Genomic DNA, 15967 nt, shown 5'->3' with positions numbered 1-15967 from the left:
GTCCGTTATGGGTCATTCGCGTCGGTGCGACCGGACCACGGCGACTTCCGGTCTACCCCGGTGAACGGACATCGTTAGAGCCGGTCGGCAGGTCCGTTTCGTGCCATAGGCGTACCTTGCTTGGCCTCAGTCTCGGTTTTCCTTTGTGCTGTCCGCCACGACAGGGCGTATCTTGTTCAGCCTCGGATCAGGGCAAAACCGCCCCCATTCCGGTTGGCCTCGACCAATGGGATGCGGTCCGACCGTTTTGCGACGCGCTATTAGACGTGGAGATACGAAGATATCCTGTTACAAGCGGGCTGGACAATCCAAAATTCTCGTCAATGAAAGGTCACCCAAATGGGTACGAGTGCCGGTGTCGGGATGAGCCATCATCGCAACCCGAAGGTAGCCGGGCGCGAGGCCGCAGAGAAAGCATTGGCGGCGGCCGGGATCGACCGGCCCGACTTCGTCTTTATGTTTGCTTCCGTCGGATATGAACAGCGCGCACTCTTAGACGCCGTTCGCGTAGCCACCGGTGGTGCTCCACTCGCCGGCGGGTCTGGCGGGGGAGTCATCGCAGGTGTCGAAGCCGACGAGTCGAACTTCTCAGTAGCCGTGATGACCATCAGCTCCGACGAATTGAGTTTCAAGAACGCAATAGCCTCCGGCCTCAAGGCCGATTCGGAAACCGCCGGAAGGACCATCGCCCAGAATTTAGCTTGCGAGGTGCAGCCCGATACGCTTGGGCTGATTATGCTCGGCGACGGGTTAACCCTGAATTTTGACCGGTTCGCTGCAGGCCTCAAGAGTGAATTGCAGCTTGATCGTCACCTGCCTTTGTTTGGGGGTACGTCGGCCGATAACATGGAGTTTAAACAAACTTATCAATACTGCGACGATCAGGTCACATCCGATGGTATCGCCTGCGTTCTGCTCTCGGGATCCGCACGGCTTGCTTGGTCGGTTAACCACGGCTGCCTGCCGATCGGTGGCGAACGTAAGGTGACTCGCTGCTCCGGCAACGTCATCTACGAGATCGACGGTATGCCAGTTCTCGACGTCCTAAAGGAATATCTCGTCGGTGATGAGATCGACAATTGGAGCAAGGCGGTCCTCAGTCTCTGCATGGCATTCAAAGCGCCCGAACGGATCAAGGGCTACGACGACTATTTAATCCGCTTCATGCCAACGAAGGATGATAAGGCGGGATCAATCACAATTCCGACCGAAGTTGAAGAGGGTACGAGCATCTGGATGAGCCGACGCGACCACGAAAAGATATCGGCCGGCGTCGAACGCATTGGCGAAGAAATCAAGTCAACATTGGGTAATAGCGCGGCGAAGATGGTGTTTCAGTTCGACTGCATAGGGCGCGGGAAAGCCGTGTTTCGCGACCAGCAAAAAAGCCAAATACTGGAAAAGCTTCAGCAAAAAATCGGACCCACCGTGCCATGGATAGGTCTGTACACCTATGGCGAGATTGGTCCGATAGGAGGGCAAGACTATTTCCACAACTACACCGCCGTAGTATTAGCAGTATACTGAGTTAGCCTTGTCAGTACCGCTATACTCCCGCGTCCTATTGAAAGACCGGTAGCATGAGTGAGATTGATCGGCTTCGGGCCGAAAACCAGCGCCTCTCGGATGAGGTCAAGCGCCTGGTGACGACCGAGAGTCAGCTCTACGAAGTCCAAGAGCATCTCGACGGCCAGATGAGCGCGTATCGCCAGCTCTACGAGCTTGGTAAAAAATTCAACACAACCGTCGACCTTCCTACGATCCTTCAGCTTGCTGCCCAATTCGTTTTATACGAACTCAATTTCGAGCGCTGCCTATTTCTTCTGAAGCAATCCGGCGGGAATATCTTCTCTATCGAGACGATGGATGGATACTATGACGATACCGAGAGTACTAGCGTCGCCAGCCTGGTGCTCCCCACCGCCTCACTGGCGCTCGCACCACTTTATACCGGCGTCGAGCGGGTACTGTGTTTGCCCGATTGCCGTCGCAGCGAGCTAACCTCGCTGCGACGTCTTATCGGTATGGACGAGTACGTCGTCTTGCCGTTGGGCGGGGAGCCGAAGAACCCAACTCGCTTGCTGGTCGCAGGAAATACAGCGGGGCGAGCGCCTTATCAGCGCCGGATTGTCCAAGAAGGCGAGGCGCTACTCGGGCTAGCCAACCTGGTAAGCCAGACCTCTACGGCGATTAACAACGCGAACTTCTACCAAGCGCTCGAATGGGAGCGTCAGTCTCTCGAAGAGAAAGTTCGCGAGCGTACGCGGGAGGTCTCGCGCTCACTGGAAGATTTGCGCGCCGCGCAGGATCGGTTAATCCAAACTGAAAAGCTTGCCTCGCTAGGCCAGCTCACCGCCGGCATCGCCCACGAAATCAAGAACCCGCTTAATTTTATCAATAACTTCTCGGCGCTGTCGGCGGAGCTGGTCGACGAACTAGACGAGATCCTCAAGCCCGCGCCATTGACCGACCTGATGCGCCAAGAGACTAACGAAATCGCAAAGCTGCTGAAGGGCAATCTTGGAAAAGTAGTGCAGCACGGCAAGCGCGCCGACACGATCGTCAGGAATATGCTGATGCACTCGCGCGATGGCTCGGGTGAGCGGCGCACTGTCGACATCAATACGCTGGTTGGCGAGAGCCTTAACCTCGCCTACCACGGCGCTCGCGCCGAGAAGCGGGTTGTTCAGATTAGGCTGGACCAGGATTTCGATCCCGCCGCCGGCGAAGCCGAACTGCTGCCGCAGGAGATCACGCGCGTGCTGCTCAACCTGATCTCGAACGGTTTCTACGCGGCAATGAAACGCAAGGCGGAAGATGACCTTGATGGTTATGAGCCTGCGCTTACCGCCGCGACCAGAAACCTCGGTGACCGCGTCGAAATCCGAATTCGCGACAACGGCGCGGGCATTCCGCCGGAGGTGAGGGAGAAGATGTTCAACCCATTCTTCACTACCAAGCCGCCGGGCGAAGGCACCGGTCTCGGGCTTTCGTTGAGCTTCGACATCGTTGTCAAGCAACATGCCGGATTGATTGAGGTTAACACTCAACTCGGCAAATTCACGGAATTCAGGGTCGTCCTGCCGCGCTCCGCCCCCGCTGCGGGCAAAGCTGAGGCACATACATGAAGCCTCTTATACTCGTGGTGGATGATGAACCCGACGTCGAAGACCTGTTTTGTCAGCAATTCAGACGCGACATCCGTGCCGGCCGCTTTACAATGGAGTTTGTTAAGTCGGGAGATAGCGCCCTTCAGAAAATTAGTGATGCTAATGCGGTGCCTTTGATGCTGATTTTGTCCGACGTCAATATGCCCGGTATGAGCGGGCTTGAACTCCTGCCAAAAGCGAAAGCGTCACGACCGGATGTCCCGGTGATCATGATCACCGCCTACGGTGATGGCGATACCAGACGAATAGCATTGGAGGGAGGTGCAGAGGCCTTATTGACTAAACCAATCGACTTTACTGCGCTCCGTAGTGAAATAGATAGGCGACTCAAGCCTCGGCAGTAGTCCCATGTCCGCTTCGGGTCATTCGCGTCGGTTTCACCCTCGTCCAGCCACTTCCGGTCTTCCCCCAAGAGCGGACCTTTAGCGCGGGCTACCTCAAAGGTCGGTGCAGATGTCTATGCGGCCCCAAAGCTTCTACAACCTGTCCCTCACGGGTTTGCCGATATCGATGTCTTCGTGTTGTCGGCGGAGTATAGTGTTTTCATCGCTCCCTCGCCTTCCAGTATCGTCGGCTGGACGTGCCGGATGGCAGTCCGAGCCTCTTGTCAGTTTCCCGAAAATCGCGTTCCATCCCGCAGGCTTTGCCCCAGCCATAGCAGGTGTCATTGAGTTTAGTTTGCAGGTCGCGGTCGACCTTTGCTGTGAGCTTAGGTCGTTTCTTGTGCTGCTCACAGAAGAATGCGTAATCTGTAGCTGGCAACAGTAATTCGTAATAAGTTTCTTCCGAGCTTCGCGACCACTCGCACCATTGTTTTTCAAATGGTGGGCTAACTGCGACGGTGGCACCGCTGGACAGATAGGCAATAAGAAACCATTTCATGACCTACCCCACACGATCCGTGTGCTGTGCTTGGTGCAGTATTCCGCCATGTCGATCGGTTGCGAACTGATACGCTGGGTCTAATCATAGACGCATCGGCATCCGGCGCAATTTATAGAACAATACGCTTTTGGACGTTGCGGACCTGTGCTGCAGACCATGCCCCGCCCCGACAGGCCGTAATGCCCTTGGAATTAAGGCCATCTGCAATGGCCCGCAGGGAACGGGCGCCCTCAGACCAAAGCTGCCGGATCGTGGGGGCAAGGTCAAAAGCCCGGCAATCCGCTTTGGCGGCCCGTATGGCTCTCGCTTTGGCTAGGTCGGTGCAGGTACCTGCACGGCCCCGGAAACCGCCCAGAACCGTTCCCCGGGCCTTGGCGGCTGCTAGGGCGGCCTTGGTGCGCTCGGATATCATTTTTGCTTCGTGTTCGGCGACCGCCGCAAGAATGTGGATCGTCAGTCTATTGGCCTGAGGGAAATCGCAGGCCGAGAACTCGACCCCGGCTTCCATGAGCGCGGATACGAAAGCAACATTGCGGGCAAGCCGGTCGAGCTTTGCGATGATGAGAATGGCCCGGTGAAGGCGGCATGCTGAGAGGGCTTCCGCAAGCCGCGGCCGGTCAGTCCGTCTTCCGCTTTCGACTTCGGTGTACTCGGCGACCAGTTCGCCCCCGTCGCATAAGCGGTCAAATACGGTCTTTCGCTGGGCAGCTAAACCCAGACCGGACAGGCCTTGGCGCTTTCGGCTGACCCGGTAGTAAGCAACGTATCGACCCTGCTGCATTGCACTGCCTGTAACATTGTGTGCGACGTTCGTTCGATAGAATGATACAGCCACCAACCCGACCTTCCTGCAAATCTTGTTTTCGGGCCGCTTTCAATCCGGTGCTGAAAATAATATTCAGCTTGAGCCCGAAGAGATGCAGCGAAAGCCCCGCGGACGCCTCGCAAAGCTGGTCTTGTTTGGTTGTGCCGTACCATGGTAACAACTCGAATATGGTGAATTGCTTCATCGAGCCCTCAAGTTGGAAGCGCCCTGATGTCAAATGAAACGTATAAGACGTTACTCGATGCGGCAGTCGAGGAACGCGCCAAGGAATTGTCAACAGACGCGTCGGAGGCGTTCGAGAACCTTGCCGTTACGCTTGCAATGATGCCGTATGATTTGAGCGTAGACGAAATTGATGCTGGCATGACCGATGGAAGCGGTGACGGCCAAATCGATGCAATGTTTGTCGTTGTCAACGGGACCGTTCTGTCGGGCGAAGAGACGGATGAACTACCAGAGAAAGGGCCTCTGGAAATTGATATTGTCCTCATCCAATCGAAGAAGTCGGACAGCTTCGCTGAAAACCCGTTGAAGAGCATTCGAGGAACGGTAAATGACCTGCTCGATCTTAATCAGCAATATCCGGCGTACCTTCCTCAGTATAGCCAGTTATTGCAGGACAAATTCCGGTTGGCCCGTAAGGCCCTTTTAGCATCCGCAGGCAGAGTATCGAAGATCCACGTGAGGGTTTACTACGCGTCGACAGGTAGCACCGCAAACATTCATTCCACCGTGCATGCGACTGCGGCGGCACTGAAGAATGATCTCGCGGCACGTGCTGCCACCCCAGATGTCGCTGTCGAATTCTACGGTGCCGAAGAACTTGTTGCCATTTCGCGAATGCCCAACAATCGGAAGAAAGAGTTGGAGGTGCAGCAATCCATTTCCTCAGACAACGGCGATTCGTTTGCCTGTTTAGTGACGATTAACGCTCTAATCGCGTTCCTGAGCGACGAAAAAGGAACCCTCATCAGAGGTCTATTCGACGCGAATGTACGGGATTTCCTCGGGAAAACCGAGGTGAATGATGCCATCTGGGCAACTCTCGAGAACCTCGCCGAAGAGGATTTTTGGTGGTTGAACAACGGCATTACTATTGTTGCATCGAATGCGGACCAGAAGGGAAAGAAGCTCTCAATGACGGAGCCGCTCCTGGTGAATGGCCTTCAGACGTCGAATGTCATCTTCACATTCATGAGCGATCCAGCGGTGAAACCAGAAATAAAGGAGCAGCGTGGCAAAAACATGGTGCTAGCGAAAATCATCGTGCCGCCTGATGAAAAGGTGCGGGATGAGATCATCAAAGCAACCAATAGCCAGACTCACATTCCTAAGCCGTATCTCCGGGGAATGGATCGCGTGCATCGAAACATCGAAGACCATCTCAAAGCTAATGGTCTCTTCTACGAACGGCGCAAAAACCAATACAAGAATCTCGGCAAGGCACGTACGTCTATCGTTACTCTTTCGGAATTAGCCCAGGCCATGATGGCCGCCCTCTTGTTCAGAGGGAGCGATGCGCGCGGTCGACCAAATTCTTTGTTGAAGTCCGACAGCGACTATCAATCATTGTTCTCCGAAGGGTACGCTCTCGACTCCTTTAAAAACGTAATCCTTAGTAAGCGCGAAATTGCAAAAAGACTAGCTTCCCAGTATCCCGATGAGGGCGCCGGCTTCAGGAACAACGTAATATTTCATATTCTCGCTTACCTGAGTCTTTCCAAGTTTCACACGACGTCACACGCTGCGGCGGGGTGGGCAAATCTCCAGTTGGAAACTTCGGAGATGGATAAGGCAATCGAAAGAGTCGTCACGTCGTTCAACGCGGCCGGTGGGACAGATCAGGTTGCGAAATCACCCTCTTTTCAAGCGACGATTTCCGCCGCGGCCAAAGAATTGAGAGACAAGAAGACCGCTTCCGAAGGGAGCGAGAACTCCGAATAACCGATCAGTCCGGTGCGAGGCTTGGTGGCGAAGCCAGCCGATCTTCGGCTCTGCGGCACGAGCGGCAACCTAGCACGGACGCGGGCAAGCGCCTTGGCGACGTCGATCGCGAGCACTCGCCAGACGCTTGCACGATCAATATACCCACTTCACAACTATCGGGCTCTTCCGATACATTATTTTGACTTCGGCCGGGTCCAGCTAGGCAGGTAGCTCGGTAGCCGATAAAACGCACAGAAATGTCTGGGCACGCGCGTACGGAGGGTCGGATGACTGCTAGAAAGCGGATTAGAGTATCAAATCGCTTGCGTGTTAAGCCGTCGAGCCAGTGATCTGGCTGTACGATGTCCCCCCAGATAAATGTCGAAGTAATGTACTAGGAAGCTACCGATGCGCCGCCGGCCGTCGAGCGTTCCGGCGATAGATCGTCCGGATATATGGGCCGGATGTGCTTGCCTCAATCGCCGGCGCCGTCTCACACAGTCGTACAACCAGTTGATTATTGATGTATTGCGTGGCGAAGTGACTATGAGACGATTCGCTTTCGAGTAGCGCCTTTATCTCAGGCGTGGGGGGCTCATTTTGGCTGGGAAGTCGCTGGCAAGCGCAATATCGGATTTTGGCGCGAGCACGAAATCGAAACTAGCGAACGTTGCGATCAGTGGTGCGCCGGAAGATCAATTGCGCGGTCCCCTTGAAGCACTCGTCAAAGAGCTGGCTGACCTAAGTGGCTTGCCGCCAGACTCTGTTCACCTCGTCGGTGAAACCAGTCTTTCCGAAATCAAAACGCGTCCTGACTATGCTGTAATTGTCAACAAGGCGCTCGTCGGGTTCATTGAAATTAAGGCGCCGGGGAAGGGTGCTGATCCGCGAAAATTTGGCGATCCGCACGACAAAGCGCAGTGGGATAAGCTGAAGTCGCTGCCCAATCTGATTTACACGGATGGCAACGCATTTAGCCTGTGGCGGGATGGCAACCTGGAAGGCAAGATTGTTGAATTTGATGGCGATGTCGAAACCTCGGGCGTAAAGCTCGCGGCGCCGCCCACTTTACTCCCGCTCATCTCCTCCTTTCTTCAATGGAATCCCATTGCGCCGAAGACGGCCAAGAAACTCGCCGAAGTCAGTGCCCGCTTATGCCGGTTGCTGCGCGACGAAGTAATTGAGCAGATGGCATTGGGGAATGCAGGTTTAACGGCGCTGGCCGCGGACTGGCGAAAGCTATTGTTCCCGCTGGCAGACGATGGCCAATTTGCAGACGGTTACGCGCAAGCAGTCACCTTCGGTCTTTTGGTCGCGCGTGCGCGTGACATTTCGCTGTCGGGCGGAATCGACAAGGCTGCGCAAGAATTACGAAAATCGAACTCACTTATCGGCACGGCACTCCGACTCCTAACCGATGACGCGACCAATCAAGATGCGCTAAAGACCTCGCTTGGGACGCTGATGCGAGTTCTCGACGAAGTGAATTGGCATACCATCAGCAAGGATAAGCCGGAAGCGTGGCTATATTTTTATGAGGATTTTCTGGAGGTCTATGACAACACCCTTCGCAAGCGCACCGGCTCCTATTACACCCCGCCGGAAGTCGTGGCTTCGATGGTCCGGCTTGCTGACGAAGCTTTGCGCGGAGTCCTGTTTGAGCGACCGGCGGGATTTGCATCTACTGACGTCACGGTCGCAGATCCCGCGGTTGGGACTGGGACTTTTTTGCTCGGCGTGCTGCGTCGAATCGCGCAGACAGTTGAGGAAGATCAAGGTCTTGGTGCCGTACGCGGAGCGATCGAGGGGGCTGCTAAACGCGTAATAGGTTTCGAACTTCAGTTTGGACCGTTCGCGGTGGCACAACTTCGAATTATTGCCGAGATGCAGGCTCTGATGAAGACGCCCAAGAATCCGACGCCTGCAATCCCCAATCTAAAACTCTTCATTACCGACACGCTTGGCAATCCATTCGTCGAGGAGGAGGCGCTTGGGCAAGTCTACGAGCCGATCGCGAAGTCGCGTCGCGATGCAAATACGATCAAGAAAACTCAACCGATCACTGTAGTCATTGGCAACCCACCCTACAAAGAGAAGGCAGAAGGCCGCGGCGGCTGGATCGAAGCTGGCTCGGGTGGAAAATTGGTCGCACCTTTGGACCGCTGGAGGCCGCCGGCGGAATGGGGTGTCGGCGCGCACGGCAAGCATTTGAAAAATCTCTATGTCTATTTTTGGCGCTGGGCGACATGGAAAGTGTTTGGCTCTGGCAATTACGCAGCGACCGGCTTCCCTGACAAGGATGAGGAAGGAATCGTGTGTTTCATCACGGTCGCAGGTTTCCTTAATGGTCCCGGCTTCGAAAAGATGCGCGACGATCTGCGGCGCGCATGTTCCGAAATCTGGATCGTCGATTGCTCGCCTGAGGGGCACCAACCGAACGTGCCAACACGCATCTTTCAAGGGGTGCAGCAGCCAGTCTGCATCGTGCTTGCTGCGCGTCAGCTCGGCAAGAGCAGCGACGAGCCGGCGCGGGTGCACTTCCACAGCTTGCCGAAGGGCCAACGCGAAGAAAAGTTCGCGGCACTTGAAAGGCTATCACTTACCCACTCTGACTGGGTCCATTGTTCGACAGGTTGGCGCGACCCATTCTTACCCGAGGCAACGGGCCCATGGGCGATATTTCCTTCGCTCACGGACATATTCGTCTACGACGGTTCCGGTGCCATGCCCGGACGAACCTGGGTTATTGCCCCAGATGCCGGCTCGTTGAAGGCGCGGTGGGCGCGGCTTATTGCCGAGAACGATGTAGGTAAGAAGGAATTGCTGTTCCATCCCCACCTTCGTAACAACAAACCTGGCGACAAACACGTTCGAAAGCCCCTCGCCGAATGCTTGGCAGGTCACGAAGCAAGGACCGAAGCCGTCGTAGGCGACAAGAAGCCGGCAGTTGAGCCGATTCGCTACGGTTTCCGATCGTTTGATCGACAATGGATTATTCCGGACGGGCGCCTCATAAATCAATCCAATCCGACCCTCTGGAAAGCGTACTCACCTCGTCAGGTTCACTTGACGGCGCTTGAGGCGCATTCGCCATCGTCTGGTCCCGCCGTGACGTTCACGGGCTTGATACCCGACCTACATCATTACAAGGGTTCGTTTGGCGGCCGCGTCTATCCACTTTGGCGAGATCGAGCCTCCTCGCAATCAAACATCAAGTCGAACCTGCTTATTTATCTCGCGAAAATCTATGGACGCCCCATCAAGGCGGAGGAGGTTATAGCTTATATCGCTGCAGTCATGTCGCATCCAGGATTCACGGCGAGGTTCCGAAGTGATCTTGTCCAACCGGGTCTTCGTGTTCCTGTCACGGCGGACGAAAAGTTGTTCGCCGAAGCCGTAACGATAGGCAATGAGATAATTTGGCTACATTGCTACGGTGATCGTTTTGCTGACCCGTCGGGGAGCCGGCCTAAGCAGGCGCCGCGCCTACCAAAAGGGCGCGCGCCTACGGTTCCTGCCGGCGGAATGATACCATCTGCGCCGGAGTTACTGCCAGATGTGATGGATTACGATCCGGGGACACGGCGACTTACTATTGGCAAAGGATATGTCGAAAATGTCTCCCCAGAAATGTGGGCTTACGAAGTGTCGGGCAAGCAGATAATATGGCAGTGGTTCAGTTATCGTCGTCGAAATCGAATGAAGCCGCTTATCGGTGACAAACGCCCACCATCTCCGCTCGATGCCATCCAATCCGACGGATGGTTGCCTGACTACACTACGGACTTGCTTGATCTGCTGAATGTTATCGGCCGGCTTGTCGCGCTGGAGCCTGCGCAGTCAGACCTGTTGAAGCGCATCTGCGCAGGGCCGCTGCAGAGCCGCGAGGAGTTGAGAGCGGTTGGGGCGTTCGCTACGCCAGAGACGGCAGGCCCGAAGCCAAAAGGTAAAAGCAAGAGCTAATTGGCAGGCGGTGAGGTGCGGGGACAAGTCCGACAAGTACTCGCGCCGCTCCGCTAGATCGGGCATGATTCTCATGATTCGGCATCTAAATCGTGTGATCCATGGCCTCTGCCCGACAAAGTGACCTCTTCCAGGACGAAGAACAATCTGACCAGTTCGACGAGGACTCCCCTACGCCCGAATATAGGCCCGACCCTGACTCTGTACGTGCTGAACTCTACAAGATTCTCGCCGAAGCCCGCGCAGCAAATAAGCTTCCATGGGAAGCCAAGACCGTTCTGCTTTACCGAACCATTTTTCCCCAAATGGCGAACTGGTTGCCGGACGATGAGGGTGCGCAATTGAGGTTCGAGTTCGAAGCGGAGCTCTCCCGACTAAAGGCAGCTTGAGATCATACTTCGCGCACGCATAGAGAGAAGGCCGTCTAAGGACGGCGCGTGCGGTTGGGCTCGTTGCCTTCGATGGGCAAGCCGAAAATGCTTCAGCGTACCATTTCTTGTGCGCGTGTACGGAAATCGACATCATATCCGGGTTCGATCAAGAGTATGAGACCATTGGCAGACGCCGTTGCTAGGTCAATGACAAGAATCCATCCAAGGGACAATCGCTTCACATTTGGTCGAGCCACACCTCGACCGAAGCATTCGCGGGGGATGAAGAGCCGTAAGCAGCAACAGTCAGAACGCATCTTCGTATGTCGTGTAACCAAACACTGGACCGACTGGGTGGCGTCTTTGACTACATGCAACGCAAGGAAATTATCAAGGTCGCGGTTGGTACTGGGGTCGGTGGCATTGCTTCATTGCCGGGAGGTGAAATGGCGATGCCTCAATTTGAGGAGCGCTGGACCGGCGGCTACATTTTCGAGAATGAATGGCAAAGCTTCCGTACCCGTCAGAACCGCGAACTTGAGTTGACTACCGCCGTGCACACGTACGACCGGTCGGGACGGTACACCGTGGCCGTTAAGGTGATCGATATCTTTGGCAATGACACAATGACGCTCGTGCCGGTCAACGTCGGCTGAATGAGAGGTTTGTGCAGGTGCCTGCACGGCTTTCTGCTAATCGTGCTACGGGAATGGCCTGTTTCGGGTCAGGCCCGGAATAGTGGCCTTCCCGAACTTTTTTAGCGATGTTTTCGCGGGGAGCTAGGGTGGTAGCCGGCGTCCCGGTTAAACGCATAGGCGAGTCTGGGAAACCTTCGTGGAGGGGTTTGGTCGATCTTCGCATTCGGCATCTGAGGCCCGGACGCCCATCGACATCAAATGCCGGCAGAAATGGAAGGTATCTCACGTCGGGACCATCGCCCGGTAGCCGAAATAACGCATAAAAATGTTTGGCACGTGGGCACGCGTCTATGAGGGGTCTAATGAGAATGCTGAAAAGCGCAGGGGCAGAAAATGAAATTGGAAGAAGTAGTCTTTGGCTGGACTCCCAAGCAATGGGATTGGCACCCCACAACAGGCCAAATTGATGTAGGGCTGATTGGCGACCGTCGTTGGGCGGCTATGTTTGGAAAGACCGAGGGGGCACTCGCGCCTGAGTGGCGGACGATGCCGAATCGCGAGAGGCGTATGTTTCAACTTTTCAATTTGATTGTGGTCGCCGATGGAATTGATCCGCAGATGGCTCACGCTGCATTCTTGAAGATCGACGAATATCGGTGGGGAATTGCGCGCGATGTACCCGGCGCAGAAGCACGGCCTTAGCTTGGGTCTCGAACGGCAATATTTGTGGTTCCGTCAGCTTTTTAGCTTTGATAGAATTCCGGGCCGATCTTCGCTTTTGTACGTGCCCTCATTGCTTCGAGCTTTCGGAAAACGCCTCGTTTCTCTAGGATCGCCGTATCAAGAAATCTCTCTCGGACTGCATCGACCAATAAAGGTTCATAAAATACACGTTTAGCGGCCCTTTCCGAGTTCGGAAGAAAGGGAGCGCGGGGTGGCTGCCGTCCGCTGCCTCTCGGCCTAGGATTGTCCAAGACTGCCTCGCGAACGACGCCGATTAGATGGCGTCGAAAGTTTACATTTCGATTCCGGATAATCTCCTCCTGTTCGTCCTGTAAGGCCGCTTCGTCCCAAATCGGTTCAATCCGGTACATTTGCGAAAGCGTTTTTCTATTCAAGACAAGAACTGCTCCAGAAAATCCATCTACCTCACCGCCTTCCATTAGCGCGAAGTAAGCTGCAATAAATGGCGACCGCGTAAATGGTATCGCGATGAATGTTGGTGAGGAGGGGATGAAGCGACCGGAACGGAATAATTCGATTGCGTGGTGAGTGCCATGGAACAGTACATCATGGCCCTTCGACAAGGCCAATGCGCGTCGACCCAGAGACATTTCTCGGCCTGTGAATGGAAGAAACGTTGGCATCCGAAGCTGCGTCGCTTCGATTTTTTTAGAGCTTTTCATGAGTTTTTCTCATTTTAAGTAGTTCGTCGCCTATCGAGCTTTCCGACGTGTTGATCGCTCTTCGGATGTCGGAAACCGAACGTGGCGAGCCGATCATCTTCAGCGGGGAAAGTTGGCCTTGTAGCGCCGCTCGCATCAGGGGAGGAGGATCGGGCCCTCAGCCGGGCTTTTGTCATCGCATGCCGATATTGGGTGATCATGGATTATTGCTTCGCTTTTGCTTGGTTCGGATAGATCGAGGGTTTGGTGTATTTTTATGTTCGCGATTGATGTCCCGGTAGGGGGATAACGGGGTACACGAAATAACTCACGGAAACCTCCGAAACCCCTCGTTAGAGGCGTTTTGTGCCTGCTCCGGCTCGTCAGGTCTTGATTGCGGGCGTGCTCATCTGTTGATGCCGCAGTTTCAGTTCGATGATCTTGGCTTCATCCAACTTTCCTTCCCGGTGCAGTCGAAAGATGATGACGATTTCTTCCCCCGGCAGTGCCATCAATATTTCCCAACCGTTTTCGCCGAGACGCTCGGCGATCTGTTTTTCAAGCGTCCCTTGCTGGCTGTGTGGCACATATGCCCGCGCCGCGTTCGAAGAACGCGGCATACTTTCCATTGCAGAGCCTCTTGCGGTGTTATCCACACTGTGCACATGGAGGGGAGGGAGGAGTATTTGTTCTGAGTCTTTACTTATTGTTTTGGCGGCTTTCGGAGAAACCGGAAGCGGCAAATCAGGACGCGGCTCCGCTTCCGGTTTTTCAGGACGCGGCTTTGCCACAGGTTCGTCGTACACGACGTAGTCAACCGATTTAAATGAACCAGTCACCGAGTCTCGCTCTTGGCGGCGTTCGATGTATGCCTTCTCAGCAAGCGAATTGAGCACTGAGTATGTTTTGTCGCGCCCCCAGCCCATCCGCTTCTTCAGTGCGGGTAGTCTGATGCTCCAGTTGTGCGGCCGCGAAAGCAGATAGCCCAGCACGCCAAGCTCCTCGCCGCGCAGCCGCAGATCATTGAAGCAGTCGTTAGCAATAACGGTGTAGTTCCGAGTGACTCTGCGCTTGATGATGGTCATTGCAGCTAGCGCCCGCCTCCCTCAGTAAGGCGACGCGCTATGTACCGTTCGATCGAAGCAATGGTGATCTTTCTAGATCGACCGTCTAAGAACGAGTCAATCTCGCCCGCAGCCAAGAGTTGGTATCCTCGGGTGTTGCTACAGGCAAGCAGCTTCCAAGCTACCTTCGGCTTGACGACGAGAGGCTTCGGGTCGAATTTCTGCGAACTGCTGATGGACATTAGTGAGTCTCCGCGCACGGTGGATGCCGTCGGCGGAGATTGTCAAAAGGCGGCGTCGCTGTAAAAATGGGTCCAAAAGAATATTAAATTTCTTCTATTGGACCCAACGCCTATTTGCTTTGGCGCTTGGATTTGCGGCGGGTCCGATTTCCACGGACGTTCTTGAGTGCACGCGCGACAGTGTGGGCCGAAATGGGCGCACCTATCTCTTTGAAAACGGTGACAGCAAATCTGACGAAGGGGCCATCGGGGGTTTTTTTTCCGCTCGGTAGCGAAACGCCTGCAGCTCGGGGGAAATGCCGATTGTACACTACCGGCAGTCTGTCTCCAGCGAGCCAATCAGTCGGCGAGCGATCCAATAATCGGTCTGTCGACAGCTTTCCGAACGTTTTTACGTGACCTTCCGCTGCGTCAACAACCCGTTGCAAATTCTCTAGAAACAGATTGCGCGCTGCTTCCTCCTCGTTAGAAATACGTTCGGCATCTGGCTTGATTATCGCGTCGGCATAATAAGGTGGGCAGCGATCATGTTGATTTAACGCGTCTCTAAATCTTGAGCCGTGTTTTGCTATGTCGGCGAATTGCTTTTGCTTGGCGCGCGCGTCGCCGCGTGAGTTGGCCTTCGACAAGTACCGCCATACGTAGACTACGCCATCCAATTCAGCGCCCAACGCCTCATGGTCGGGATTGCCCCGATACGGCTCTTCTACCGAAGATATTATTCGTTCGATCTGGTCAGGCTGTAGCATGGTGCGGCACCGGATTGCTCTGGCGGTCGAAATCTATCTCACGCGCTAGCATTCGCTACAATTCGCTTCCAGTCCGAACTGCACCCCGACTGGACTCGACCGAGTTTCCTTTGTGGTGCGATTTGTGGACACGGCCCCATGCAATTTATTAAGCTGCTGAAAAGGCGCATGTTTCTAACTTTGTCAGCGGACTCCCTCTCCGCCAGAACCACCTGAAACTGCTACGATTTATTCGAAATTTGGAATCTGGCCCCCGGATCAACCCCCGGATCGGTTTCCCACTTGCCGTCGCTAAAGCGAAACCGCGGCGAGAGGCGAGCGCGGTGTTTGCGCTTGGGCTAGGCAGAAACTTCAGGAATTTGGGACGCTCCGACCCCGGATTTGGGTTCAGCCGCAAGAAGAAAGAAACCTCGTCGCGGCTCGGTTACGAGAGTGTCCGCCGAAAACGATGACAATTATTGCTTATTCAGCCACTTAGCTATTTGTAACCAATTCATACACCTTAGCATACACCCTTTCGCAGAGCCGCCGATCAACCGTCGTAGCACTGTTGAGAGTGTGGCGATGCAGCTTGCACGCGTTTAGCGCTTCCGGTTCAATTGAGAAGAAGCGGGGTCGGGCCGTCAATCAAGCATATTCGATGGGCTGCCACTCTAGTCCGGTCGTGAATTAAGGGGCCTACGTTGGCAACGCTAGACCGATGGCGATCATTTCTGATCACTCCGAAAGTTCTCACTTTCCCTAGGAT

The 15967-nt window shown here is 54.8% G+C and carries 12 protein-coding genes and 1 pseudogene; 8 read left to right on the top strand and 5 right to left on the bottom strand.

Annotation, left to right across the window (positions count from 1 at the left end; genetic code table 11):
- Positions 1-339 precede the first annotated feature (339 nt).
- From JQ611_RS24500 to JQ611_RS24490, 3 genes and pseudogenes are all read left to right on the top strand, one after another.
- Entirely contained in the window at positions 340-1527 is a 1188-nt protein-coding gene (locus JQ611_RS24500; RefSeq protein WP_212466833.1) for an FIST signal transduction protein, read from the top strand.
- 698 nt (positions 1528-2225) lie between these two features.
- Positions 2226-3128: pseudogene (locus JQ611_RS41835) on the top strand (sensor histidine kinase); the annotation flags it as partial.
- Positions 3125-3514: a response regulator gene (locus tag JQ611_RS24490; protein ID WP_212466831.1), complete on the top strand. Its 390-nt coding sequence runs from the start codon at positions 3125-3127 to the stop codon at positions 3512-3514. The pseudogene JQ611_RS41835 and the gene JQ611_RS24490, both read left to right, overlap by 4 nt.
- Positions 3515-3713: 199 nt before the next feature.
- Here the strand turns inward: JQ611_RS24490 and JQ611_RS24485 are convergent, their stop codons facing one another.
- Entirely contained in the window at positions 3714-4052 is a 339-nt protein-coding gene (locus JQ611_RS24485) for a hypothetical protein (RefSeq protein WP_212466830.1), read from the bottom strand.
- Positions 4053-4164: 112 nt separating this feature from the next.
- On the bottom strand, positions 4165-4890 hold the full coding sequence (locus JQ611_RS24480) for a recombinase family protein (RefSeq protein WP_312012143.1): 726 nt from the start codon (positions 4888-4890) through the stop codon (positions 4165-4167).
- Between the two features lie 201 nt (positions 4891-5091).
- Between JQ611_RS24480 and JQ611_RS24475 the strand changes: the two genes are divergently transcribed.
- From JQ611_RS24475 to JQ611_RS24455, 5 genes are all read left to right on the top strand, one after another.
- Positions 5092-6825: an AIPR family protein gene (locus JQ611_RS24475; RefSeq protein WP_212466829.1), complete on the top strand. Its 1734-nt coding sequence runs from the start codon at positions 5092-5094 to the stop codon at positions 6823-6825.
- A gap of 582 nt (positions 6826-7407) precedes the next feature.
- Positions 7408-10770: a type ISP restriction/modification enzyme gene (locus tag JQ611_RS24470; RefSeq protein ID WP_249133421.1), complete on the top strand. Its 3363-nt coding sequence runs from the start codon at positions 7408-7410 to the stop codon at positions 10768-10770.
- A 101-nt stretch (positions 10771-10871) separates the two neighbouring features.
- Positions 10872-11159, top strand: a complete 288-nt coding sequence (locus JQ611_RS24465; protein WP_212466828.1) for a hypothetical protein — start codon at positions 10872-10874, stop codon at positions 11157-11159.
- Positions 11160-11512: 353 nt separating this feature from the next.
- Positions 11513-11797, top strand: a complete 285-nt coding sequence (locus JQ611_RS24460; protein ID WP_212466827.1) for a PKD domain-containing protein — start codon at positions 11513-11515, stop codon at positions 11795-11797.
- 375 nt (positions 11798-12172) lie between these two features.
- Complete coding sequence (locus JQ611_RS24455; RefSeq protein WP_212466826.1) at positions 12173-12481, top strand: hypothetical protein; 309 nt, start codon at positions 12173-12175, stop codon at positions 12479-12481.
- Between the two features lie 41 nt (positions 12482-12522).
- Here the strand turns inward: JQ611_RS24455 and JQ611_RS24450 are convergent, their stop codons facing one another.
- From JQ611_RS24450 to JQ611_RS24440, 3 genes are all read right to left on the bottom strand, one after another.
- A complete protein-coding gene (locus JQ611_RS24450) occupies positions 12523-13185 on the bottom strand; it encodes a hypothetical protein (RefSeq protein WP_212466825.1) in 663 nt (220 codons plus the stop codon).
- A gap of 362 nt (positions 13186-13547) precedes the next feature.
- Positions 13548-14249, bottom strand: a complete 702-nt coding sequence (locus tag JQ611_RS24445) for a hypothetical protein (RefSeq protein ID WP_212466824.1) — start codon at positions 14247-14249, stop codon at positions 13548-13550.
- Between the two features lie 331 nt (positions 14250-14580).
- Positions 14581-15219 carry a hypothetical protein gene (locus JQ611_RS24440; RefSeq protein ID WP_212466823.1) on the bottom strand — a complete coding sequence of 213 codons (639 nt, stop codon included), beginning with the start codon at positions 15217-15219 and terminating at the stop codon, positions 14581-14583.
- Positions 15220-15967 lie beyond the last annotated feature (748 nt).

It is taken from the genome of Bradyrhizobium sp. AUGA SZCCT0182 (assembly GCF_018130185.1).
Taxonomy (GTDB): domain Bacteria; phylum Pseudomonadota; class Alphaproteobacteria; order Rhizobiales; family Xanthobacteraceae; genus Bradyrhizobium.
This window is presented reverse-complemented; position numbering and strand designations above follow the sequence as displayed.

What these genes read in the sequence shown, in the direction of transcription:
- JQ611_RS24500 (WP_212466833.1), top strand. Translation starts at nt 340, where the DNA reads ATGGGTACGAGTGCCGGTGTCGGGATGAGCCATCATCGCAACCCGAAG.
- JQ611_RS24490 (WP_212466831.1), top strand. Translation starts at nt 3,125, where the DNA reads ATGAAGCCTCTTATACTCGTGGTGGATGATGAACCCGACGTCGAAGAC.
- JQ611_RS24485 (WP_212466830.1), bottom strand. Translation starts at nt 4,052, where the DNA reads ATGAAATGGTTTCTTATTGCCTATCTGTCCAGCGGTGCCACCGTCGCA.
- JQ611_RS24475 (WP_212466829.1), top strand. Translation starts at nt 5,092, where the DNA reads ATGTCAAATGAAACGTATAAGACGTTACTCGATGCGGCAGTCGAGGAA.
- JQ611_RS24465 (WP_212466828.1), top strand. Translation starts at nt 10,872, where the DNA reads ATGGCCTCTGCCCGACAAAGTGACCTCTTCCAGGACGAAGAACAATCT.
- JQ611_RS24460 (WP_212466827.1), top strand. Translation starts at nt 11,513, where the DNA reads ATGCAACGCAAGGAAATTATCAAGGTCGCGGTTGGTACTGGGGTCGGT.
- JQ611_RS24455 (WP_212466826.1), top strand. Translation starts at nt 12,173, where the DNA reads ATGAAATTGGAAGAAGTAGTCTTTGGCTGGACTCCCAAGCAATGGGAT.
- JQ611_RS24450 (WP_212466825.1), bottom strand. Translation starts at nt 13,185, where the DNA reads ATGAAAAGCTCTAAAAAAATCGAAGCGACGCAGCTTCGGATGCCAACG.
- JQ611_RS24445 (WP_212466824.1), bottom strand. Translation starts at nt 14,249, where the DNA reads ATGACCATCATCAAGCGCAGAGTCACTCGGAACTACACCGTTATTGCT.
- JQ611_RS24440 (WP_212466823.1), bottom strand. Translation starts at nt 15,219, where the DNA reads ATGCTACAGCCTGACCAGATCGAACGAATAATATCTTCGGTAGAAGAG.